This is a genomic window from Actinomadura geliboluensis, assembly GCF_043197915.1.
GTDB lineage: Bacteria > Actinomycetota > Actinomycetes > Streptosporangiales > Streptosporangiaceae > Spirillospora > Spirillospora geliboluensis.
This window is the reverse complement of the sequence record NZ_JBICUA010000011.1, coordinates 413103-435149: the sequence shown is the minus strand read 5'-3', so window position 1 is coordinate 435149 and position 22047 is coordinate 413103. Positions and strand designations below refer to the sequence as shown.

Here is a 22047-nt window from a genome sequence, read left to right as displayed (position 1 = left end):
AGGACGTCCGAGAAGGGAACCCCCGCGGGAGGGGTGTTCGTCCAGACGTCTGCAGGCCGCAGCGCACCGGGGAGTGGGGCGAGAGCATGAGCAAGAGGTCGGTGCTGGTGGTGGCGCACACCGGGCGGCCGGAGGCCGTCCGCAGCGCGCAGCTGGTCATCGAGCGGCTCGGCCAGGCCGGGATCGGCGTCCGGGTCCTGGACACCGAGGCCGACCAGATCGGCTGCACGGGCGTGGAGGTCATGCCCAGCACCGCGGCGGCGGCCGACGACGCCGAGGTCGTCATGGTCCTCGGCGGCGACGGGACGCTGCTGCGCGCCGCCGACCTGACCCGCGCGTCCGGCACGCCGCTGCTCGGCGTCAACCTCGGGCACGTCGGGTTCCTCGCCGAGGCCGAGCGCGACGACCTCGCCGCCACCGTCGACCGGGTGTGCGACCGCCGCTACGAGGTCGAGGAGCGGATGACCGTCGACGTCACCGCCCGCCGCAACGGCACGGTCATGGGCGCGACGTGGGCGCTGAACGAGGCGAGCATCGAGAAGGCCGAGCGGGAGCGGATGCTGGAGGTCGTCGCCGAGATCGACGGCCGCCCGCTGTCGAACTGGGGCTGCGACGGGGTGGTGTGCGCCACCCCGACCGGCTCCACCGCCTACGCGTTCTCCGCCGGCGGCCCGGTCGTGTGGCCGGAGGTCGAGGCGATGCTCGTCGTCCCGATAAGCGCGCACTCGCTGTTCTCCCGCCCGCTGGTGGTGTCGCCGCGCTCGTCGGTGGCCGTCGAGGTGCTGCCCGGCACGCCCCGCGCGGTGCTGTGGTGCGACGGGCGCCGCACCCTCGACCTGCCGCCGGGCGCGCGGGTGGAGGTCCGCCGCGGCGCGGTGCCGGTGCGGCTCGCCCGGCTGCACCTCACCCCGTTCACCGACCGGCTGGTCACCAAGTTCGGGCTGCCCGTGACGGGCTGGCGCGGGCGGGTCAGGCAGCCGTCCCGGCCGTCCCCGCCGCTGGCGGATTCGCAGGTCGGGGACGCCTCTGGGACCGGCGGCGGCACCGCAGTCCCGGGGCCGGGCGGCGGCCCGGAGGGCGGCTCCGGCGAATCGGCCGGGGGAGCGGCGGGCGGGCAGAGAGGATAATCTCCACAGGCGCCGATCGGGGATCTGTTTGCGGAGGGTTGTGACGCCGGTGCGTCCGATGGTCGATGAGGTGCGGATCCAGGGCCTCGGAGTGATCGACGAGGCCGTGCTCGATCTGTCGCCGGGCTTCAACGTGGTGACCGGGGAGACCGGGGCGGGCAAGACCATGGTGGTCACCAGCCTCGGGCTGCTGTTCGGCGGCCGCGCCGACCCGCAGCGGGTCCGGCCGGGCGCGGGCCGCGCCACGGTCGAGGGGCGGCTCGTCGTCGATCCTGGCGGCCGCGTCGTCGAGCGGGTCGAGGAGGCCGGCGGCGAGCTGGACGAGGGCGCGCTGATCGTCACCCGGTCGGTGTCGGCGGAGGGCCGCTCCCGCGCGTTCCTCGGCGGCCGGTCCGTCCCGGTGAGCGTGCTGATCAACCTGGCGGACGACCTGGTCGCCGTGCACGGCCAGTCCGACCAGCAGCGGCTGCTGCAGGCCGGGCGGCAGCGCGCCGCGCTCGACCGGTACGCGGGCGGCGCGCTGACCAAGCCGATGCGCGCCTACACCAAGGCGTACCAGCGGCACCGGCAGGTCACGGCGCTGCTGGAGGAGCTGACGACGCGGGCGCGCGAGCGGGCCCAGGAGGCCGACATGCTCCGCTTCGGCCTGGAGGAGATCGAGAAGGTCGACCCCAAGGACGGCGAGGACGCCGACCTCGCCGCCGAGGAGGAGCGCCTCGGGCACGCCGACGCGCTGCGCGGCGCCGCCGACACCGCGCACGAGGCGCTGCTCGGCGACCCGGCCGCCGCGTTCGAGGCCGCGAACGTCACGAGCCTGCTCGGCCAGGCCCGCAACGCGCTGGACGCCGTCCGCGACCACGACCCGGAGCTGGCGGCGCTCGCCGACCGGCTCGCCGAGGCCGGCTACCTCGTCACCGACGTCGGCACCGACCTCGCCTCCTACGCCGAGTCCGTGGACGCCGACCCGGCGCGGCTCGCCGCCGTCCAGGAGCGCCGCGCCGAGCTGACCGCGCTGGTCCGCAAGTACGGCGGGGCGGAGGGCACGGCCGCCGCGGTCCTGGAGTGGGCCCGCACGGCCGCGGCCCGGCTCACCGAACTGGAGGGCGACGACGACCGCATCGAGGAGCTGCGCGCCGAGCACGCCGAGCTGACTGAGCGGCTCGCCGCCGAGGCCGGGGAGCTGACCGCGGTCCGCGCCCGCGCCGCCGAGCGGTTCTCCGGCGCCGTCACCGAGGAGCTGACGGCCCTGGCGATGCCGCACGCCCGCGTCTCCGTCACCGTCACCCCCACCGAGGAGTACGGCCCGCACGGCGTCGACGAGGTCGAGGTCCGGCTCGCGCCGCACCCCGGGTCGCCGCCGCTGCCGCTGCACAAGGGCGCCTCCGGCGGCGAGCTGTCCCGGGTGATGCTGGCGATCGAGGTCGTGTTCGCGGGCGCCGACCCGGTCCCGACGTTCGTGTTCGACGAGGTCGACGCGGGCGTCGGCGGCAAGGCCGCGGTGGAGATCGGGCGCCGGCTGGCGCGGCTGGCCCGCAACGCGCAGGTGATCGTCGTCACGCACCTGCCGCAGGTCGCCGCGTTCGCCGACCAGCACCTGGTGGTGGAGAAGTCCGACGACGGGACCGTGACCAGCAGCGGCGTCACCGCGCTGGACCGGGAGGGCCGCGTCCGGGAGCTGTCGCGCATGCTCGCCGGCCTGGAGGACTCCGAGCTCGGCCGCGCGCACGCCGAGGAGCTGCTCGCCATGGCCGCCGACGACCGGTGAGCGCGCCGCCCTCCGCCGCGGCCCCCGCCCGCCGCGGCGCCCCGGCAAACGCTACAGAGCGTGCCCGATCGGACACGCCTGGACAGTCGTGCCTTCCGGCGTCCACTGCGGCGCTCTGGCAGGATGGTCGGTGATGAACGACCCGTCACCCACCGCCGAGCCCGGCGCCGACCGCGGCGCCCGGCCGGCCCTGAAGCTGCCGCGGCGCGTGCTCACGCTCGGCCGCGGCCGCGACGACGGCCGGTCCGGGGTCACCGCCACGGCCCGGCTCGACCGCCGCACCAAGGACCTGACCAAGCGGCTGCAGCCCGGCGACGTCGCGGTGATCGACCATGTCGACCTCGACCGCGTCAGCGCCGAGGCGCTGGTGTCGTGCGAGGTCGGCGCCGTGGTGAACGTCGCGCCGAGCATCTCCGGGCGCTACCCGAACCTCGGCCCGCAGATCCTGATCGACGCCGGCATCCCGCTGGTGGACGACGTCGGCCCGGAGATCTTCACCAAGCTGCACGAGGGCGAGCAGGTCCGGGTCGAGGGGCCCGCCGTGCACCGCGGCGAGGACGTGGTGGCCAAGGGCACCGAGCAGACGGCCGAGACCGTCGAGGCGGCGCTGACCGAGGCCAAGGCGGGGCTCGCGGCCCAGCTGGAGGCGTTCGTCGCCAACACGATGGAGTACGTCAAGCGCGAGCGCGACCTGCTCATCGACGGCGTCGGCGTCCCCGACGTCACCACGAAGATCGCCGGCCGGCACGCGCTGATCGTCGTCCGCGGCTACCACTACCGCGAGGACATCGCGACCCTGCGGCCCTACATCCGCGAGTACCGCCCGGTGCTGATCGGGGTGGACGGCGGCGCCGACGCGCTGCTGGAGGCCGGCTACCGCCCCGACATGATCGTCGGGGACATGGACTCGGTGTCCGACGACGCGCTCACCTGCGGCGCCGAGATCGTCGTGCACGCCTACCGGGACGGCCGCGCGCCCGGGCTGAAGCGCGTCCACGAGCTGGGGCAGGAGGCCGTCGTCTTCCCCGCCACCGCCACCAGCGAGGACATCGCGATGCTGCTCGCCGACGACAAGGGCGCCACCCTGATCGTCGCGGTCGGCACGCACGCCAACATGGTGGAGTTCCTCGACAAGGGCCGCGCCGGCATGGCCAGCACCTTCCTCACCCGGCTCCGGGTGGGCAGCAAGCTCGTCGACGCCAAGGGCGTCAGCAGGCTCTACCGCAGCAGGATCTCCACCTGGTCGCTGCTGTTCCTCGTCCTCGGCGCGTTCATCGCCATCGTCACGGCCGTCGCCATGTCCCCGGCGGGGGACGTCATCAGTCCCCTGATCGCCGACCGCTGGCACGCCTTCGTCTTCTGGCTGACCGGACTCTTCACGTGATCGATTTCCGCTACCACCTCGTCTCCATCGTCGCGATCTTCCTCGCGCTGGCGCTCGGCATCGTGCTGGGCTCCACCACCCTGTCGGACTCGGTGAGCGACACCCTGCGCCAGCAGGCCAACTCGGCGGCCAAGACCGCCCAGCAGGCCCGGCTGGCGCAGCGCGAGCTGGAGCACCAGGTGAAGGGGCAGGAGCAGTTCGCGAACGTGCTGTCGCCCCAGATCGTCGCCGACCGGCTGAAGGACCAGTCGGTCGTGCTGATCGAGACGCCGGGCGCCGGCAACGACAGCATCGAGCGGGTCAGCGAGCTGGCGAAGAACGCGGGCGCCGCCGTCACCGGCCGCGTCACGATCCAGAAGAAGCTCCTGGACGCCGACCAGCAGACCACCGTCGACGAGCTGGCCACCCAGCTGAAGGCCGACGACGTGTCCTTCCCCGGCGACGCGAGCGCCTACGACAAGGCGGGCATGGTGCTGGCGAACGCCCTCGTCACCAAGGACCCCGCCAAGTCCGGCCGCGAGGACGCGGTCGGCGGCGCCGTCCTCAACGGCTTCAAGGAGGCCGGGTACGTCACCACCAGCGGCAAGCCGGGCCAGCACGCCACGCTCGCCGTCATGGTCGCGCCCGCCGCCCCGTACAACTACACCGGGGGCGACGCCGCGACCAAGGGGCTGATCTCGCTGGCCACCGCCCTCGACGCCGCCGGGCGCGGTACCGTCGTCGGTGGCCCGCCGACCTCCGCGCAGGAGGGCGGGCTGATCGCGGCGCTGCGCGACTCCGACGCCGGCGACTCGGTCTCCACCGTGGACGCGGTGGACACCGCGTCCGGGCAGGTCGTGACGATCCTGGCGCTGCAGAGGGAGATCGGCGGCAAGTCCGGGCAGTACGGGACGGGCGCCGGCGCGAGCGGCTACCTGCCCTCGCCCGCGCCCACGGCGGGGAAGAACGGGTGACCTGATGAGCAGAGGCATCGCGAGGGGCGCGCGGCTCGCGGCGGGCCTGGCCCTCGGCGCGGTGGCGGCGCGCGCCGCGCACGCCGCGCTGACCCGGCGGCCGCCCGGCCTGAACGGGCTGCCGGGCGAGGAGGTCTGGGGGCGCACCAACCACCGCGGCGAGCCGGTGACGCTGCTGGAGGGGCCCGCGTTCGTCGCGGGCGCCGCCGCGGCCGGGCTGCTCGCACCCGGGGCCGCGGGCCGGATGCGCGCCGCCGCGCTGCTCGCCGGCACCGGGTCCGGCGTCCTCGGCGGCTACGACGACCTCGCCGGGTCGGGCGCCTCCCGCGGCTTCAAGGGCCATCTGACCGCGCTCGCCCGCGGCGAGGTCACCAGCGGCGCGGTGAAGATCCTCGGCATCGGCGCGACCGGGCTGGCCGCCGCCGCGGTCGCGGGGTCGCCCGCCCCGTCCCGCACCGGGCGCGCCTTCGACACGCTGGTGAACGGCGCGATCATCGCCGGTGGCGCGAACCTGATGAACCTGTTCGACCTGCGCCCCGGCCGGGCGATCAAGGTCGGCCTGCTCGCCGGCGGCCCGCTCGCGCTGACCCGGTCCGGCTCCGCCGTCGTCGCGGCGCCGCTCGGCGCCGCCGCCGCGCTGCTCCCCGAGGACCTCGGCGAGCGCGCGATGCTCGGCGACACCGGCGCGAACGCGCTCGGCGCGCTGCTCGGCCTCGGCGCGACCCGGCTCGGGCGCGGGCCGCGGCTCGCCGTGCTGGCCGGGCTCGCCGGGCTGAACGCCGCCAGCGAGTTCGTCAGCTTCACCAAGGTCATCGCGGGCAACCCGGTGCTGAACCGCATCGACATGCTCGGCCGCCGCCCGGTCGCCGCCCCCGCCCCCGCCGCCGGCAAGCCCGATGCGGAGGACGCGTTCCGGCCGTCCGTCCCGCCGCCCGCGGGTCCCGCGGGCGACGGCGTCGCGGCGGGCCCCGCCTAGGCCGGCCCGCCGGCTCCCCCGGAGAACGTCCACGCGCGTGACCCCTCCCGAAACGTCACCGCCGGCCCGGCGGTCCCCGAGTGTGCGCCGGTTCGCCGGCGGCCTCGCGGGCGCGGCCGTCGTCATCGCCGTCATCACGGTGCTGGCGCGGCTCGCCGGGTTCGGCCGCACCTACGCCTTCTCCCAGACGGTCACCACGTCCTGCCTGAGCCAGGCGTACTTCACCTCGACGCAGTTCCCCAGCATCGTCTACGAGATCGTCGCGGGCGGCGCGCTCGCCAGCATGGTCGTGCCGGTGCTCGCCGGGCCCGCCGAGCGCGGCGACCGCGAGCAGGTCCGCCGGATCGGGTCGGCGCTGCTCACCTGGATCGTCGTGCTGATGGTGCCGCTGTCGGCGCTGATGGCGCTCGGCGCCCGGCCGATCATGCGGGCGCTGGTCGGCGACGACCTGCAGGGCTGCTCGCCCGACGAGATCGTGGACGCGGGCTCCACCATGCTCGCGATCATGTCGGCGCAGATGGTGATGTACGGGATGGCGGTCGTCCTGTACGGGCTGCTGCAGTCGCACCGCCGGTTCGTCGCGCCCGCGCTCGCGCCGCTGATGTCGAGCCTGGTGGTGATCGGCGCGTACCTCGCCTACGCGCCCCTCGGCCGCGGCTTCGAGAACGACCTCGCCGGGCTGCCGACGGACGCGATGCTGACGCTGTCGATCGGGACGGCGCTCGGCGGCGTCGCGATGGCGGCGACCGCCGGGGTCGCGGTGTGGCGGCTGAAGCTCAAGCTGCGTCCGACGCTGCGCTTCCCGGAGGGGGTGGCGCCGCGGGTGCGGCGGCTCGCGGTCGCGGGCCTCGCGACGGTCGCGGCGCAGCAGCTGTCGGCGCTGCTGGTGGTCCGGCTCAGCTCGCAGGGGACGAGCGGCGCGCTGGCCAACTACCAGTACGCCTGGGCGATCTACCTGCTGCCCTGGGCGATCCTCGCGGTGCCGATCGCGACCAGCGCGTTCCCGCTGCTGTCGGCGCGGATCAGCGCGGGGGAGCAGGACCGGTTCGACGCGGTGACGGCGTCCACCACCCGCGCGGTGATCCTCGTGTCGTGCGCGGGCGCCGCCGCGCTCGCCGCCGTCGCCGTCCCGATCGCGGCGGTGTTCAACCCCGGCCATCCCGACCAGCAGGAGGTGTTGTCGCGGGCGGTGCTCGCGTTCGCGCCGGGCCTGCTCGGCTACGGGCTGGTCGCGCATCTCGGCCGCGTCCTGTACGCGTGCCACCGGGGCCGGATGGGGGCCGCGGCGGTCGCGGCGGGCTGGGGGGTCGTGATGATCGCCGACGTCGCGCTGGTGCTGGCTGTCGAGCGGCAGTGGGTCGTCGCCGCCTTCGGCGCCGGCAACGCCCTGGGGATGACCGTCGCCGGTGTGCTGCTGCTGGGCACGCTCGTGCGCGCGCGGGGCGCCGCGGCCGCGCGCGGCCTGCCGCGGGCGCTCGCGGCCGGGGTGCTGGGCGGCGCGGCGGGCGGCGGCGCCGGCTATGCGGTCGCGGCGCTGCTCGGCCCCGGCGGCACCGGCGCGGCCGGCGAGCTGCGCAACGTCGGGACGGGGGCCCTCGCCGCGCTGGTCGCGGGCGCGGTGTTCCTGCTGCTCGCATTCATGATCGACGGCCGCGACCTGCGCGCCGTCCTCACCCGGAAGGTGACACGCCATGGCTGACGGCCGGGACCTGGAGGGCCTGCGCGTCGCGCTCGTCCTCGGCACGAGCGCGGGCGGCGTCGGGCGGCACGTCCGGTCGGTGGCGGCGGGCATCGCCGGCCGCGGCGCACGGGTGCTGGTGTGCGGGCCCGCGCAGACCGAGGAGCAGTTCGGGTTCGGCGCCGCCGGGGCCCGGTTCGCCGAGGTCGACCTCGGCGACCGGCCGCGCCCGGTGCACGACGCGCGGGCGGTGGCGCGGCTGCGGTCGCTGCTGCGCGGCGCCGACGTCGTCCACGCGCACGGGCTGCGGGCGGGGGCGCTCGCGGTGGCGGCGGGCGCGCGGGTCGCGCCGGGCCCGCTGCGGTTCTCCCGGGGCGGGTCGCCGCTGGTCGTCACCCTGCACAACGCGGTCATCACGGGCGGCCGGACCGCCGCGATCTACGGGGCGCTGGAGCGCGTCGTCGCGCGCGGCGCCGCCCGCGTCCTCGGCGTCTCGCCCGACCTGGAGGAGCGGATGCGCGCGCTCGGCGCCCGGTCGGTCGGGCACGCGATCGTGCCCGCCCCGGCGCCGACGGCGCAGCCGGGCCCGGCCGCGCGCGCCGACCTGCGCGCCGAGCTGGGCGTGGGGGACCGGCCGCTGATCCTCACGGTGGGGCGGCTCGCCGCGCAGAAGGGCCTGCCCACGCTGCTGGACGCCGCCGCGGTCTGGGCGGCCCGCACCCCGCGGCCGCTGGTCGCGATCGCCGGGGACGGCCCGCTGGCCGGCGAGCTGCGCGCCCGGATCGAGGCCGAGGACCTGCCCGTCCGGCTGCTCGGCCACCGCTCCGACGTCCCCGGGCTGCTGGCCGCGTGCGATGTGGCGGTGCTGCCGAGCGTGTGGGAGGGGCAGCCGCTGATCGTCCAGGAGATCCTGCGGGCCGGGCGGCCGCTCGTCGCGACCCGGGTCGGCGGCATCCCCGGCATGGTGGGCGCCGAGCCGCGGCCCGCCGGGGTGTCGCTGCTGCAGGGGCCGGAGAGCAGGGCGGCGCTGCTGGTGCCGCCGGGCGACCCGGAGGCGCTGGAGCGCGCGGTGAGCCGGGTGCTGGACGACCCGTCGCTCGCGGCGCGGCTCGGCTCCGCCGCCGCCGAGCGCGCGGCGGCGCTGCCGGGCGAGGACGACGCCGTCGAGCAGCTCGCCGGCGTCTACCGGGAGCTGGCCGCCGGGCGTTAGACGCCCGAACCGGGGACAGGGTTCGGAACGGGCTCGGAAAAAGACCGCCGGACCGGGAACCGCCCCGCCGCGGCCTGCGTTCAAGTAGGCAAATGGAGGGGAGTATCCCCGCGCGCGGTTCTCGTCAGTACGGTCGGCCCATGCCGGCCCGGGTTCCGCGGCCCGCATTCTCTTCAGGGCGGGAGAGACCTCCAGCGCTCGTTCGTGTCCGCTGGAGGTGTTCACGTTGTCCGTGTCCCCGCTGGTGTGGGGCCTCACCATCGCAGGCATCCTCGCCGTCATCGCCACCGACCTGTTCCTGATCCACCGCAACGACACGCGGGAGTTCACCACCCGCAGGGCCGCGTTCTGGTCCACGATCTACATCGGCCTCGCGGTGGCGTTCGGCGTCGGCGTCTGGCTCTTCGCCGGCGGCCGGTACGCCGGCGAGTACTTCGGCGGGTTCGTCACCGAGAAGAGCCTCAGCGTCGACAACCTGTTCGTCTTCATGGTGATCCTCGCCCGGTTCGCGGTGCCGAAGCAGGCGCAGCACACCGTGCTGATGGCGGGCATCGTGATCGCGCTGCTGCTGCGCGGCCTGTTCATCGCGGTCGGCGCCGCCGCGATCTCCACTTTCACCTGGGTGTTCTTCCTCTTCGGCGCGTTCCTCATCTGGACCGCGATCGGGTTGGTGCGCGGCGACGACGAGGACGAGGTCAACGAGAACGCCCTGCTGCGGTGGGCCAAGCGCGTCATCCCGACCTCCGACGAGTACGACGGCAGCCGGTTCACCACCAAGCAGGGCGGGCGCCGGCTGCTGACCCCGATGGCCATCGTCATGATCGCGATCGGCTCCACCGACGTGCTGTTCGCGCTCGACTCGATCCCGGCGATCTTCGGGCTGACCACCGAGCCGTACCTGGTGTTCACCGCCAACGCGTTCGCGCTGATGGGCCTCGTCCAGCTGTACTTCCTGCTCGGCGGGCTCACCGACCGGCTCGTCTACCTCGCGCACGGGCTGGCGTTCATCCTCGGCTTCATCGGGGTCAAGCTGATCTTCCACGCGCTGCACGAGTACGGTGTCGCCTGGGCGCCGGAGATCCCGATCTGGCTGTCCCTCGGGGTGATCGCCGGGACGCTCGTCGCCACCACCGTGGCGAGCCTCGCGGTCGGCGGCGGCAAGTCCGGCAAGGCCGCCGAGGGCGCGCCTGCGGAGGCCGGCGCGGCGGAGCGGGACGCCGCCGCGACACGCGAGAGCTGAGACCCGCCTCTCCTCCCACTGATCCGAATCCTGTTCTAGAATCTCGGTCAAAAGGGTCTGAGAGAGGGTTGACGCATGGCCATCGGGCTGACCGAGGAGCACGAGGCGCTCGCCGAATCGGTGCGCGGCTTCGCCGAGCGCAACATCCCGGCGACGGCCGTCCGGGCCGTGCTGGACGCCGACGAGGAGACCAGGCCGGGCTTCTGGCCCGCCCTGGCGGAGCAGGGCCTGCTGGGCCTGCACCTGGACGAGGAGCACGGCGGGCAGGGCTACGGCCTGCTGGAGCTGTCGGTCGTGCTGGAGGAACTGGGCCGCGCCGCCGCGCCCGGCCCGTTCCTGCCGACCGTCCTCGCCAGCGCCGTCATCGACGCGTCCAGCAACGCCAAGCTGCGCGCGGAGCTGCTGCCCGCGCTCGCCGACGGGTCCAAGACGGCCGCGGTCGCGCTGGACGGCGCGCTGACCGGCCGCCGCGAGGACGGCTCCCTGGTCGTGTCCGGCACGTCCGGCACGGTGCTCGGCGCCGCGCTCGCCGACATCGTCGTCCTGCCGGTCGCGGCCGACGACGGCGAGCAGTGGGTCGCGGTGGACGCCGCCGACCTCGCCGTCACCCCGGTCGCGAGCCTGGACCGGGTCCGCCGCGTCGCCGCCGTCGAGGCGTCCGGGGTGGCCGTCGCCGCCGACCGCGTCCTGGACGGCCTCACCGCCGGCCGGGTCGCCGACCTCGCCGCCGCGCTGTTCGGCGCGGAGGCGGCCGGGCTCGCCGGGTGGCTGGTGGAGACCGCCGCCGAGTACGCCAAGGTCCGCGAGCAGTTCGGCCGCCCGATCGGGCAGTTCCAGGGCGTCAAGCACAAGGCCGCCCGCAGCCTGATCGCGCTGGAGCAGGCCCGCGCCGCCGCCTGGGACGCCGCCCGCGCGCTGGACGAGGGCACCGAGGAAGCCGGGTTCGCCGCCGCCGTCTCCGCGGTGATCGCGCTCGACGCCGGCGTGCAGACCGCCCGCGACGCCATCCAGATCCTCGGCGGCATCGGGTTCACCTGGGAGCACGACGCGCACATCTACCTGCGCCGCGCCCTCACCCTCCGGGCGCTGCTCGGCCCGTCCAAGGACTGGGCCGCCAAGGTCGCCGAGCTCGCCCTCGCCGGCGGCCGCCGCGAGGTCGTGCTGGAGCTCGACGAGGACGCCCAGCCGCTGCGCGAGCGGGTCCGCGCCGAGATCGCCGAACTGGCCGCGGTCGAGGACAAGGACGCGCTGGCCGCCCGGATGGGCGACGAGGGCTGGACCGTCCCGCACTTCCCCAGGCCGTGGGGCCGCGAGGCCGGGCCGGTCGAGCAGATCCTCATCCAGCAGGAGCTGAAGGCCGCCAAGGTCAAGGCCCCGAACCTCGGGATCGGCGCGTGGCTGGTGCCGTCCCTCGTCCGCTACGGGTCGGACGCGCAGAAGGAGCGCTTCCTGCGCCCGACGCTGCAGGGCAAGATCGTCTGGTGCCAGCTGTTCTCCGAGCCGGGCGCGGGCTCCGACCTCGCGTCGCTGTCGATGAAGGCCGAGCGGGTCGAGGGCGGCTGGAAGCTCACCGGGCAGAAGATCTGGACGTCGCTCGCCCAGCACGCCCAGTGGGGCTTCTGCATCGCCCGCACCGACGTCGACGCGCCGAAGCACGACGGCATCACCTACTTCCTCGTCGACATGAAGGCGGAGGGCGTGGACGTCCGGCCGCTGCGGGAGCTGACCGGCGACGCGCTGTTCAACGAGGTGTTCCTGGACGGCGTGTTCGTCCCGGACGAGCAGGTCGTCGGCGAGGTGAACCAGGGCTGGCAGGTCGCGCGCAACACCCTGTCCAACGAGCGGGTGTCGCTGTCGACCGGCGGCGGGCTCGGCATGGGCGTGCCCGAGCTGCTGCGGTTCTTCGCGAACCGGGAGCCGGACGCCGTCGGCGCGGCCGAGGTCGGCAAGCTCGTCGCGCAGGGCCAGTCGATCGACCTGCTCGGCCTGCGCACCACGCTCAAGCAGCTGAACGGCGTGGAGCCGGGCGCGGAGGCCAGCGTCCGCAAGCTCCTCGGCGTCCAGTTCAACCAGGACGTCGCCGACTACTGCTGGGCGGCGCAGGGCACGGCCGCCACGACCGAGGTCCCGATGGCCGAGAGCGGCATCGTGGGGCGCGCCATGCTGTTCAGCCGCGCGATGACCATCTACGGCGGGACGACCGAGGTGCAGCTCAACATCATCGGCGAGCGCATCCTCGGGCTGCCGCGCGACGCCGAGCCCGGCAGGTAGCGCCGCTACCGGCGCGGACGGAAGGTGTAGGTGACGTTCACCAGCACGACGCCGGCGATGGCGAAGATCAGGCCGGGCAGGCCGGCGTTGACGACGCCGATCGCGCTCAGCGGGATGGCGGCGAGCAGCGACAGCACCGCCATGGCCAGGCTGTGATCGCGCTCGCCGCCGCGCCGCGGCTCCGGGGCCGGACGGGTCCGGGGCCGCGGCGCGGCGGCGGTGCGCGCGTCGAAGGCCTCCTCGATGCGGTCGACGACCGTCTCCAGGAACGCCTCGTCGTAGTCGGGCCCGAGCTCGCGCCGGGCCGCCATCGCCGCGGTGAGGTCCTCGCGCGGCAGTCGTGGGGACGTCATATCCCGGTTATAGACGGGCGGGCGGCGGAGCCGCGTCCCCCCGTGGGACGAACCGGCCGGTACCCCCCAGGTAGCAACCGCATTACACTGCCGCTTTCGCCCCAGACCACCCGGAGGTCCGCGTGACGCGTCGGAGCGTCCTCGCCGTCTGTGCCGTCAGTGCCGCCGCGCTCGCGCTGGGCGGCTGCGGCGGAGGCGGGGAGAAGGAGGCGGCGGAGGGCGGCCCGTCCGCGGCCGCCACGACGCTGGCGCCGCTGCCGGCGGTGAAGCCGTCCGACGTCAAGCCGCTCGTCGGCCGCTGGGTCGGCACGGCCGAGGACTACTTCCAGTTCACGGCGGACGGCAACGGTGTGTGGGTGCGGGGCGGGCAGAAGCTGTGGAGCGGCGCCGCCATCCCCGAGGGGGACGGCAAGTTCCGGTTCTCGTGGCAGGGCGGCGACCCGCAGATCGCCTCGTACTGGGGCGTCACGCTGGAGGGCAGGTCCACGCTCGTCTTCGCCGGGACCAACCAGAAGTACAAGAAGGCCGTCGCGAAGAAGGGCAAGGGATGACCGACGCGATGTTCTCCTCGCCCGCGGACGTCGAGGCGAGGCTGGCCGAGGCCGGCTACCTCGCGGACGAGGCGATCGCCACCACCGTGTACCTCGCGCAGGCGCTCGGCAAGCCGCTGCTCGTCGAGGGCCCCGCCGGGGTCGGCAAGACCGAGCTGGCGAAGGTCGTCGCGGCCTCCACCGGCGCGGAGCTGATCCGGCTGCAGTGCTACGAGGGGCTGGACGAGGCCCGCGCGCTGTACGAGTTCAACTACAAGAAGCAGCTCCTCGCCATCCAGGCGGCGCCCGCCGACCGGGGCTGGCAGCAGACCCACGACGACATCTTCTCCGAGGAGTTCCTGCTGGAGCGGCCGCTGCTGGCGGCGATCCGGCGCACCGGCCCGACCGTCCTGCTGATCGACGAGGCCGACAAGGCCGACGTCGAGGTGGAGGGCATGCTGCTGGAGGTCCTGTCGGACTTCCAGGTGACGATCCCCGAGCTCGGCACGGTCGGCGCGGTGCGGCGCCCGTTCGTGCTCATCACCTCCAACGCGGCGCGGGAGCTGTCGGAGGCGCTCAAGCGCCGCTGCCTCTACCTGCACCTGGACTACCCGTCGGCGGAGCGGGAGCGCGAGATCGTGCTCGCGCAGGTGCCGGGGATCGAGGCGGAGCTGGCCGAGCAGCTCGTCCGCACGGTCGGGACACTGCGCGACCTGGAGATCAAGAAGGCGCCGTCCATCGCCGAGACGGTCGACTGGGCGCGCACGCTGCTCGCCCTCGGCCTGGACGAGCTGGACGAGGCCGCCGTCGCGCGGACCCTCGGCGTCGTCCTCAAGCACGTCTCCGACCAGCGGCGCGCCGCGACGGAACTGGGGCTGCGGGGCTGACATGGCATCGCTCGTCGACCGGCACACGGGGTTCGTCGCGGAGCTGCGCCGGGCCGGGCTGCCGGTGTCGGTCGCCGAGGGCCTGGACGCGGTCCGCGCCATGCAGGCGATCGACCTGCTCGACCGGGAGTCGCTGCGCGCCGCCTACGCGGCGACGGTCGTCAAGCGGCCGCAGCACCGCCCGACGTTCGACACGCTCTTCGACCTGTGGTTCCCGGCGGCGGTCGGGGACGGCGCGGCGGCGCCGCCGGAGCCCCCGGGGCGGACGCTGAACGACGACGGGCGGCCCGTCCCGCCCGCGCTCGACCCGCAGGTGCGGGTGCGCCGGGACGAGCTGGCGGAGCTGCTGCTGTCCGGCGACGACGCGGGCCTGCGGCAGTTCGCCCGGTCGGCCGTCGCCGAGTACGGGCGGACGCCGGGGCAGGAGTCGTGGTTCTCCTCCGGCGTCCTGAACGCGCTGTCGCCGGACACGCTGATGGCGCGGCTGCTGAACGCCGTCCTCGGCGGGCAGGAGCGCGGCGGGATGGCCGAGCGGGTCGCGCGCCGGACGTTCCGCGACCGCATCGCCCGGTTCCAGGACCTCGTCGGCGCGGAGGTGCGCCGCCGCATCGCCGAGGACACCGGCGTCGAGCGGACCGCCCGGATCACCGTCCGGCCGCCGCTGGAGCGGCTCGACTTCGCCGGCGCGACCCGCGCCGAGATGGCGGCGCTGCGCCGCGAGGTGCATCCGCTGGCGCGCCGGCTCGCGGCCCGGCTGGTGCAGCGGCAGCGGCACGGCCGGCGCGGGCGGCTGGACTTCCGCCGGACGGTCCGCGCGTCCCTGGCCAGCGGGGGAGTGCCGCTCACCACCCACCACCGGCCGCCGCGCCCGCACCGGCCCGAGCTGGTGGTGCTGTGCGACGCCAGCGACTCGGTGTCGGCGTTCGCGCACTTCACGCTGCTGCTGACGTTCGCGCTGCGGGAGCAGTTCAGCAAGGTCCGCGCGTTCGCGTTCATCGACACCACCGACGAGATCACCAAGTACTTCGCGCCGGGCAGCGACGTCGTGGACGCGATGGCCCGCCTCGCCGCCGAGGCCGACCTCGTCTGGATCACCGGCCGGTCCAACTACGGCCACGCCATCAAGGTGTTCGACGAGCGGTACGGCGACGCCGTCACGTCCAAGACGGCGCTGCTGATCCTCGGCGACGCGCGCTCCAACTACGGGGAGCTGTCGCTGCCGGTCCTGGAGTCGCTGGTGGACCGGGCCCGGCACGCGTACTGGCTGAACCCCGAGCCGCGCGGCCGGTGGGACACCGGCGACTCCGCCGCGTCCCGCTACGGCGAGCTGGTGCCGATGTTCGAGTGTCGCAACCTGACCCAACTCGCCGCCTTCATCGAGGAACTGGCTTGAGCGAAGCGAATCGGGGGGTGTGGGGGGCGGCCCCCACAAGGAACTCGCTTAGGCGGGGGTGGGGCGGCGGTCGCGGATGACCAGGGCGAGGGCGGCGTAGGCGAGCCCGGCGACCGCGGAGACGACCAGGGCGGTGTTGGTGCCGTGCGCCAGGGCGGCGGGGCCGTGCCCGGAGCCGGTCGCGACGGCCCCGACGATCGCGACGCCCAGCGACGCCCCGATGTAGCGGGCGGTGTTGTTGGCGCCGGCGCCCATGCTGGCCCGGTCCGCGGGGACGCTCTCCACGGCCAGCCGGGCGAGCATCGCGTTGGTGAGGCCGCTCGCGACGCCGGCGACGGCGAGGCCGGGGGCGAGGCGCCACCAGTGCCCGTCCGGGGCGAGGCCGGCCATCGCGAGCTCGCCGGCGGCGCCGAGCGCGAACCCGGCGGCCAGCAGGCGCCGGACGGGCAGCCGCGCCGGAAGGCGGTGCGCCTGCATCGCGACGGCGAACGACAGCGTGGACCAGATCGCGAGGACGAGCGCCGCCTCGACCGGTGACAGGCCCATGACCAGGGTCATCATCGTCGCCAGGTAGGTCATGATGCCGATCACGGAGAGCCCGGTGGCGAGCGCGCCCGTCACCGACAGCAGGAACGCGGGCCGCCGGAACAGCGCCAGGTCGACCAGCGGTTCCCGGCGCCGCGCCTCGACCAGCACGAACGCGGCGAGCAGGACGGCCGCCGCGGCGAACAGCGCGAGGACGCCCGGCGCCGTCCAGCCGGTGCGGCCCCAGGTGATCGCCGCGGTCAGCGCCGCGACGCCGAGGCTCATCGTGGCGAGGCCGGGGACGTCCACGCCGCGCGGCTGCTCGGCCCGGGACTCCTCCAGCGCGCGGGCCGCCGCGGCGGCGAGCAGGACGGACGCCGCGACCGTCGCCCAGTACCAGAGCCGCCAGCCGCCGAGCACGGTCAGCCCGGCGGCGCCGATCGGGCCGAGCGCGATGCCGAGGCCGACCATCGCGCCCCACATGCCGGTGGCCCGCGCCCGGCGCGGCCCCTGCCCGAAGGAGGCGCCGATGATGCCGAGCCCGGTGACCAGCAGCGCGGCGCTGGCGCCCCCCTGCGCGATCCGGCCCGCGACGAACACCGGCGCGTTCGGGGCGAGCGCGCACGCCACGCTGGAGGCGGCGAGCGCCGCCGCGCCGATCACGAACGTCCGCTTGCGGCCGTGGTCGTCGGCGAGGCCGCCGGCGGCGAGCAGCGCCGCGGACAGGCCCAGGCTGATCGAGCTCATCAGCCAGATCTGCGCGGTCGCGCCGGCGTGCAGGCCGCGCGCGGTGTCGGCGAGCGTCGCCGCGGGGGCGCAGTAGTTCATCAGGGCCAGCAGGGTCGCGGCGGCCGGCAGCGCCAGCGCGGCGGGCGGGCCGGACGCGCGGCGCGCCGCGCGCGGTGCGGCCAGGGTCGTCATGCGATCTCCGATCAAGTTCAGTGAACGAACCGAATGCGGCGCTACGGTAGCACGCGTGGTTCGGTCAATGAACTACCTGGCGGGTAATGTGGGACGCATGGCACTCGGCAAGGACTACGCGGCGCAGGACTGCTCGCTGGCCCGCGCGCTGGAGGTCGTGGGGGAGCGCTGGACGCTGCTGATCGTCCGGGACGCCTTCTACGGCGTGCGCCGGTTCAGCGACTTCCTCGTGCACCTCGACATCCCGCGCGCCGTGCTGTCGGCGCGCCTCCAGTCGCTCGTGGAGGCCGGCGTCCTCGCCAAGGACGAGCACGACTACGTCCTCACCGAGGCGGGCCGGGAGCTGTGGCCGGTCGTCCACACGCTCGCCCGCTGGGCGGAGGACCACCTGTCCGCCGAGGCGTGCCGCGTGTTCCTGCACGCCGGCTGCGGCACCCGGATCGGGCCGGACGGGATGTGCGCCGCCTGCGAGCGGCCGGTCCGGCCGGAGGAGCTGGAGATCCACGCCGGTCCCGGCGTCCGGCGCCGCACCGACCCGGTCAGCCTGGTGCTGCGCTCGCCGCACCGGATGCTCGACCCGATTCGCACCTGAGTGAGCAATCCCTCGCCGAGATCGCGCGCTCCGGACGGGGATATGCGAGTTATGACCGGATAACCTGCACGCCCATGGAGACCGAAAAGGCGACGCCTGCGCCCCGGCCCAGGCGGATCATCTTCGGTCCCCTGTGGCGGTTCATCGACGGCGCCCCCGGCGACTCGCGCGCCCGGATCGCCCGCCGCGCCCGCGTCCTCGTCACGATCGCCACCGGCCTCGCCAACCTCGGCGGCGCGCTCGTCGTGCTCGCGTTCACGGTCGTCGTCCCCGACCCGGTCGGGCACGTCTCCGAGCGGCTCCGGCTCATCAACCTGAGCGTCTTCACCGCCTACGTGGCCGCGGCCGTGCCCGTCGGGCTGCTGCTCGGCGAGCGGTTCTTCCGCCGCGTGCGCCGCCTCGTCGAGCGGCACGGCGAGCCCGACCGGCACGAGCGCGCGCTGCTGCTGTACGGGCCGCTGCGGCTGATGGCCCTGCACCTCACGCTGTGGGGCATCGGGACGGTCGGCTGGGTCGTCATCAACGCCCCGTTCTCCGGCCTGCTCGCCGTCAAGCTCGGCCTGACGAGCCTGCTCGGCGGCCTCACCACCTGCACGATCGTCTACCTGCTCACCGAGCGGCTGCTGCGCCGCGCGGTGACCACCGCGCTGCGCAGCGAGGTGCCGAGCCGCACCGGGCTGCCCGGCGTCGTCGCCCGCTCGGTGCTCGCCTGGGCGCTCGGCACCGGCGTCCCGATCCTCGGGCTGATCACCCTCGCCATCGGCAGCTTCCTCATCGCGAAGATCACCGTGCGGGACTTCGCGGTCGCGGTGCTCGCGCTCGGCGGCATCGCGCTGCTCGTCGGGCTCGGCGTCACCTACACCGCCGCCCGCGCCATCGCCGACCCGGTCGAGTCGGTGCGGGCCGGCCTCGCCCGCGTGCAGCGCGGCGACCTGGACGTGGAGGTCCCCGTCTACGACGCCAGCGAGGTCGGGCTGCTGCAGGCCGGGTTCAACCACATGGCCGCCGGGCTGCGCGAGCACGAGCGGCTCCGCGACCTGTTCGGCCGGCAGGTCGGCGCGGACGTCGCGCGCGTCGCCGTCGAGCGCGGCATCGACCTCGGCGGCGAGCTGCGCGAGGTCGCGGTGATCTTCGTGGACCTGATCGGGTCCACCCGGCTCGCCGCCGACCGGCCGCCCGCCGAGGTCGTCCGGCTGCTGAACGAGTTCTTCGCCGTCGTCGTCGAGGTCATCGGCGCGCACGGCGGCTGGATCAACAAGTTCGAGGGGGACGCCGCGCTCGCGATCTTCGGGGCGCCGCTGCCGCTGGAGGGCGCCCCGAGCCGCGCGCTCGCCGCGTCCCGCGAGCTGGCCGCCCGGCTGCGCGCCGACGTCCCCGACCTCGCGGCGGCCATCGGCGTCTCGGCGGGGGAGGCCGTCGCCGGGCACATCGGCGCCGAGGAGCGCTTCGAGTACACGGTGATCGGCGACCCGGTGAACGAGGCCGCCCGCCTCACCGACCTGGCCAAGGGCACCGAGGAGCGCGTCCTCGCCGCGGGCTCGCTCGTGGACCAGGCCGACCCGGACGAGAAGGAGCACTGGCTCATCGGGGAGGAGGTCACCCTCCGCGGGCGGACGCAGGCCACGCGGCTCGCCTCGCCCTGCCAGCCCGAGCGCGTCACCAGTTAGGACGAGCCGAGGGTGGCGCGGTTCAACGTCGTGTAGAACGGCGACTCCGACAGCCGCGACCCCTTCTCCTCGCCGATGTAGACGTCGGCGTGGTTCTCGCCCCCGTAGCCGGGGCGGAACAGGTCGGTGACCGTCCAGCGGGCCTCGCGGAACGCCTCGCACACCGGCCCCTCGATCGGGCGGCCGTGCGCGTCCTCGCCGCAGCCGACGATCGCGAACCGCTGCCCCCGCGCCAGCACCGACTTGTCGGCCGCCGCCGACGCCCACGCCTTCAGCGGACGGCCCTTCGAGTCGCGCGTCGTGTCGTCCAGCCAGAACCCGACGCTGTGCGACCAGTTCAGGTACCGGCCCCGCTGCGGCCCGGCGGTGATGCGGCCGCTGCCCTCCATCTGGACGACCTTCAGGAAGTTCTCCGGGTATGAGCCGAGCGGTTCCTTTCCGTGCGAGCAGTGGAACCGCGTGCAGCCCCGGACGGCTTTGCGCTTGCCGTCGTAGAGGCTCTCAAGCGCCGTGTAGTAGGTGGTGACGCGCCACCCGCCCGGCCGCCCCAGCGGCACCGAGGCGGACGCGGGCGCCGACACGGCCGGGGTGGGCACGGCCGGGGTGGGCGCAGTCGGAGCAGGCAGGGCAGGGGCGGGGCCGGCCGGAGCGGGCGCGGCCGGCGGCGGGACGTAGCCCGCCGCGCCCTCGGCGTCCTGGCCGCATCCAGCCAGCGCGCCGCACCCCGCCAGCGCGCCGCACAGCATCAGCGCCGCCGGTACCGCGCGCCGCATCGCACCCTCCCGGCTCGGGACGCCCGCCCACCACCGGGGACCTTATCCCGGTCAGTGCCCGCGGGCCATCCACTCGTCCAGATGCGGGGCCTCCGCGCCGATCGTGGTGGAGTCTCCGTGCCCGGTGCGGACGGTCGTCTCCGCCGGCAGCGTCAGCAGCCGCTCCCGGATCGAGGTGATGATCGTCGGGAAGTCGGAGAACGACCGGCCGGTCGCGCCCGGTCCGCCGTTGAACAGCGTGTCGCCGGAGAACACCGTGCCCAGCTCGGGGGCGTGCAGGCAGACCGCGCCGGGACTGTGCCCCGGGGTGTGCAGGACGGTCAGCTCCGTGCCCGCCACTGTGAGGACCTGCCCGTCGGCGAGTTCGCCGTCGGGATCCTCACCGGGGTGCTTCTGCTTCCACAGCATGAGGTCGTCCGGGTGCAGCAGGATCGGCGCGCCCGTGGCGGCCCGCAGCGCGGGCGCCGCGTCGATGTGGTCGTCGTGCCCGTGCGTGGACACGATCGCCACGAGCCGCCGGCCGCCGACCGCCGCCGCGATCGCCTCGGCGTCGTGCGCCGCGTCGATCACGACGGCCTCGTCGTCGTCGCCGACGATCCAGACGTTGTTGTCGACCTCCCACGTCCCGCCGTCGAGAGAGAACGTCCCGGACGTGACGATGTGGTCGATGCGCGCCCGCGGCGCGGCCTGCGCCATCAGAGCAGCACCACCGAGCGCAGCACGTCGCCGTGGTGCATCTTCTCGAACGCCGCCTCCACGTCGCCGAGCCCGATCGTCTCGGACACGAACGCGTCGAGGTCCAGGCGCCCCTGCAGGTACAGGTCGATGAGCATCGGGAAGTCGCGCGAGGGCAGGCAGTCGCCGTACCAGGACGACTTCAGCGAGCCGCCGCGCCCGAACACGTCCAGCAGCGGCAGCTCCAGCTTCATCTCCGGCGTCGGCACCCCGACCAGCACCACGGTCCCGGCGAGGTCGCGCGCGTAGAACGCCTGCTCGTAGGTCTCCGGGCGGCCGACCGCCTCGACGACGACGTCCGCGCCGAACCCGCCGGTCAGCTCCCGGACGGCCTCGACGACGTCCGCCTCCTTGGCGTTGACGGTGTGCGTCGCGCCGAGCCCGGACGCCGTCGCCAGCTTCCGCTCGTCCAGGTCCACCGCGATGATCTTCGCGGCGCCGGCCAGCCGGGCGCCGAGCACGGCCGCCGCGCCGACGCCGCCGCAGCCGATGACCGCGACCGTGTCGCCGCGCCCCACCTGCCCGGTGTTGATCGCCGCGCCGAGCCCGGCCATCACGCCGCAGCCGAGCAGCCCCGCCACCTCGGGCTTGGCCGCCGCGTCGACCTTCGTGCACTGACCGGCCGCCACCAGCGTCTTGTCGGCGAACGCGCCGATCCCGAGCGCGGGCGACAGCTCGGTGCCGTCCTCAAGGGTCATCTTCTGGGCGGCGTTGTGGGTGTTGAAGCAGTACCAGGGCCGGCCCCGCAGGCACGCCCGGCACTGACCGCACACCGCCCGCCAGTTCAGGACCACGAAGTCGCCCGGCGCCACCTCGGTGACCCCGTCGCCGACCGACTCGACGATCCCGGCGGCCTCGTGCCCGAGCAGGAACGGGAACTCGTCGTTGATCCCGCCCTCGCGGTAGTGCAGGTCGGTGTGGCACACCCCGCACGCCTGCACCTGGACGACCGCCTCCCCGGGCCCCGGGTCCGGAATGTTGATCGTCTCGATGCGCACCGGCTGCCCCTTGCCCGGTGCCACGACCCCGCGTACCTGCTGCGCCATCCTTGCCGCCTCCGTCCTCTG

At 74.9% G+C, this 22047-nt stretch carries 18 protein-coding genes and 1 pseudogene; 14 read left to right on the top strand and 5 right to left on the bottom strand.

Annotated features, from left to right (window positions below):
- Positions 1 to 86: 86 nt before the first annotated feature.
- From ACGFI1_RS33425 to ACGFI1_RS33385, 9 genes and pseudogenes are all read left to right on the top strand, one after another.
- Positions 87 to 974, top strand: a pseudogene (locus ACGFI1_RS33425) (NAD kinase); the annotation flags it as partial.
- Positions 975 to 1185: 211 nt separating this feature from the next.
- Positions 1186 to 2892, top strand: coding sequence for a DNA repair protein RecN (recN, locus tag ACGFI1_RS33420; RefSeq protein ID WP_386865192.1), 1707 nt, complete (start codon positions 1186 to 1188; stop codon positions 2890 to 2892).
- Between the two features lie 133 nt (positions 2893 to 3025).
- On the top strand, positions 3026 to 4276 hold the full coding sequence (gene steA, locus ACGFI1_RS33415; RefSeq protein WP_387069820.1) for a putative cytokinetic ring protein SteA: 1251 nt from the start codon (positions 3026 to 3028) through the stop codon (positions 4274 to 4276).
- Positions 4273 to 5229 (top strand): copper transporter, encoded by a 957-nt coding sequence (locus ACGFI1_RS33410; protein ID WP_138641361.1) that lies wholly within the window; start codon positions 4273 to 4275, stop codon positions 5227 to 5229. The genes steA and ACGFI1_RS33410 overlap by 4 nt, the downstream gene beginning before the upstream one ends.
- A 4-nt stretch (positions 5230 to 5233) precedes the next feature.
- On the top strand, positions 5234 to 6205 hold the full coding sequence (locus ACGFI1_RS33405; protein WP_392791154.1) for a hypothetical protein: 972 nt from the start codon (positions 5234 to 5236) through the stop codon (positions 6203 to 6205).
- Between the two features lie 37 nt (positions 6206 to 6242).
- Positions 6243 to 7904 (top strand): murein biosynthesis integral membrane protein MurJ, encoded by a 1662-nt coding sequence (gene murJ / locus ACGFI1_RS33400; RefSeq protein WP_392791152.1) that lies wholly within the window; start codon positions 6243 to 6245, stop codon positions 7902 to 7904.
- Complete coding sequence (locus ACGFI1_RS33395) at positions 7897 to 9093, top strand: glycosyltransferase family 4 protein (protein WP_392791149.1); 1197 nt, start codon at positions 7897 to 7899, stop codon at positions 9091 to 9093. The genes murJ and ACGFI1_RS33395 overlap by 8 nt, the downstream gene beginning before the upstream one ends.
- A 226-nt stretch (positions 9094 to 9319) precedes the next feature.
- Positions 9320 to 10333 carry a TerC family protein gene (locus tag ACGFI1_RS33390; protein WP_386865202.1) on the top strand — a complete coding sequence of 338 codons (1014 nt, stop codon included), beginning with the start codon at positions 9320 to 9322 and terminating at the stop codon, positions 10331 to 10333.
- 75 nt (positions 10334 to 10408) lie between these two features.
- Entirely contained in the window at positions 10409 to 12604 is a 2196-nt protein-coding gene (locus ACGFI1_RS33385; RefSeq protein WP_392791146.1) for an acyl-CoA dehydrogenase, read from the top strand.
- A 5-nt stretch (positions 12605 to 12609) separates the two neighbouring features.
- Here the strand turns inward: ACGFI1_RS33385 and ACGFI1_RS33380 are convergent, their stop codons facing one another.
- Positions 12610 to 12957: a hypothetical protein gene (locus ACGFI1_RS33380; protein ID WP_138639891.1), complete on the bottom strand. Its 348-nt coding sequence runs from the start codon at positions 12955 to 12957 to the stop codon at positions 12610 to 12612.
- Positions 12958 to 13079: 122 nt separating this feature from the next.
- Here ACGFI1_RS33380 and ACGFI1_RS33375 point away from each other — a divergent pair, with 122 nt between their 5' ends.
- The 3 genes from ACGFI1_RS33375 to ACGFI1_RS33365 are packed head-to-tail and all read left to right on the top strand — an operon-like array spanning position 13080 to position 15767.
- Positions 13080 to 13508: a hypothetical protein gene (locus ACGFI1_RS33375; RefSeq protein ID WP_387069826.1), complete on the top strand. Its 429-nt coding sequence runs from the start codon at positions 13080 to 13082 to the stop codon at positions 13506 to 13508.
- A complete protein-coding gene (locus tag ACGFI1_RS33370; protein WP_301175215.1) occupies positions 13505 to 14374 on the top strand; it encodes an AAA family ATPase in 870 nt (289 codons plus the stop codon). The genes ACGFI1_RS33375 and ACGFI1_RS33370 overlap by 4 nt, the downstream gene beginning before the upstream one ends.
- A 1-nt stretch (position 14375) precedes the next feature.
- Entirely contained in the window at positions 14376 to 15767 is a 1392-nt protein-coding gene (locus tag ACGFI1_RS33365; protein ID WP_392791144.1) for a vWA domain-containing protein, read from the top strand.
- Positions 15768 to 15815: 48 nt separating this feature from the next.
- On the opposite strand, the gene ACGFI1_RS33360 is transcribed toward ACGFI1_RS33365, so the two are convergent.
- The gene (locus ACGFI1_RS33360) at positions 15816 to 17213 is read right to left on the bottom strand and encodes an MFS transporter (RefSeq protein WP_392791142.1); all 1398 of its coding nucleotides are present in this window, start codon (positions 17211 to 17213) and stop codon (positions 15816 to 15818) included.
- Positions 17214 to 17310: 97 nt separating this feature from the next.
- On the opposite strand from ACGFI1_RS33360, the gene ACGFI1_RS33355 reads away from it, so the two are divergent.
- Both ACGFI1_RS33355 and ACGFI1_RS33350 read left to right on the top strand, forming a co-directional pair.
- The gene (locus ACGFI1_RS33355) at positions 17311 to 17805 is read left to right on the top strand and encodes a winged helix-turn-helix transcriptional regulator (RefSeq protein WP_138639896.1); all 495 of its coding nucleotides are present in this window, start codon (positions 17311 to 17313) and stop codon (positions 17803 to 17805) included.
- Positions 17806 to 17879: 74 nt separating this feature from the next.
- Complete coding sequence (locus ACGFI1_RS33350) at positions 17880 to 19472, top strand: adenylate/guanylate cyclase domain-containing protein (protein ID WP_301175213.1); 1593 nt, start codon at positions 17880 to 17882, stop codon at positions 19470 to 19472.
- On the opposite strand, the gene ACGFI1_RS33345 is transcribed toward ACGFI1_RS33350, so the two are convergent.
- Genes ACGFI1_RS33345 through ACGFI1_RS33335 form a run of 3 tightly spaced genes read right to left on the bottom strand, consistent with a single transcriptional unit; the run spans position 19469 to position 22026 of the window.
- On the bottom strand, positions 19469 to 20245 hold the full coding sequence (locus ACGFI1_RS33345; RefSeq protein ID WP_392791139.1) for a hypothetical protein: 777 nt from the start codon (positions 20243 to 20245) through the stop codon (positions 19469 to 19471). The genes ACGFI1_RS33350 and ACGFI1_RS33345 overlap by 4 nt on opposite strands.
- Before the next feature lie 51 nt (positions 20246 to 20296).
- On the bottom strand, positions 20297 to 20941 hold the full coding sequence (locus ACGFI1_RS33340) for an MBL fold metallo-hydrolase (RefSeq protein ID WP_392791137.1): 645 nt from the start codon (positions 20939 to 20941) through the stop codon (positions 20297 to 20299).
- Positions 20941 to 22026, bottom strand: coding sequence for an S-(hydroxymethyl)mycothiol dehydrogenase (locus ACGFI1_RS33335; RefSeq protein ID WP_387069834.1), 1086 nt, complete (start codon positions 22024 to 22026; stop codon positions 20941 to 20943). The genes ACGFI1_RS33340 and ACGFI1_RS33335 overlap by 1 nt, the downstream gene beginning before the upstream one ends.
- Between the last annotated feature and the right edge of the window lie 21 nt (positions 22027 to 22047).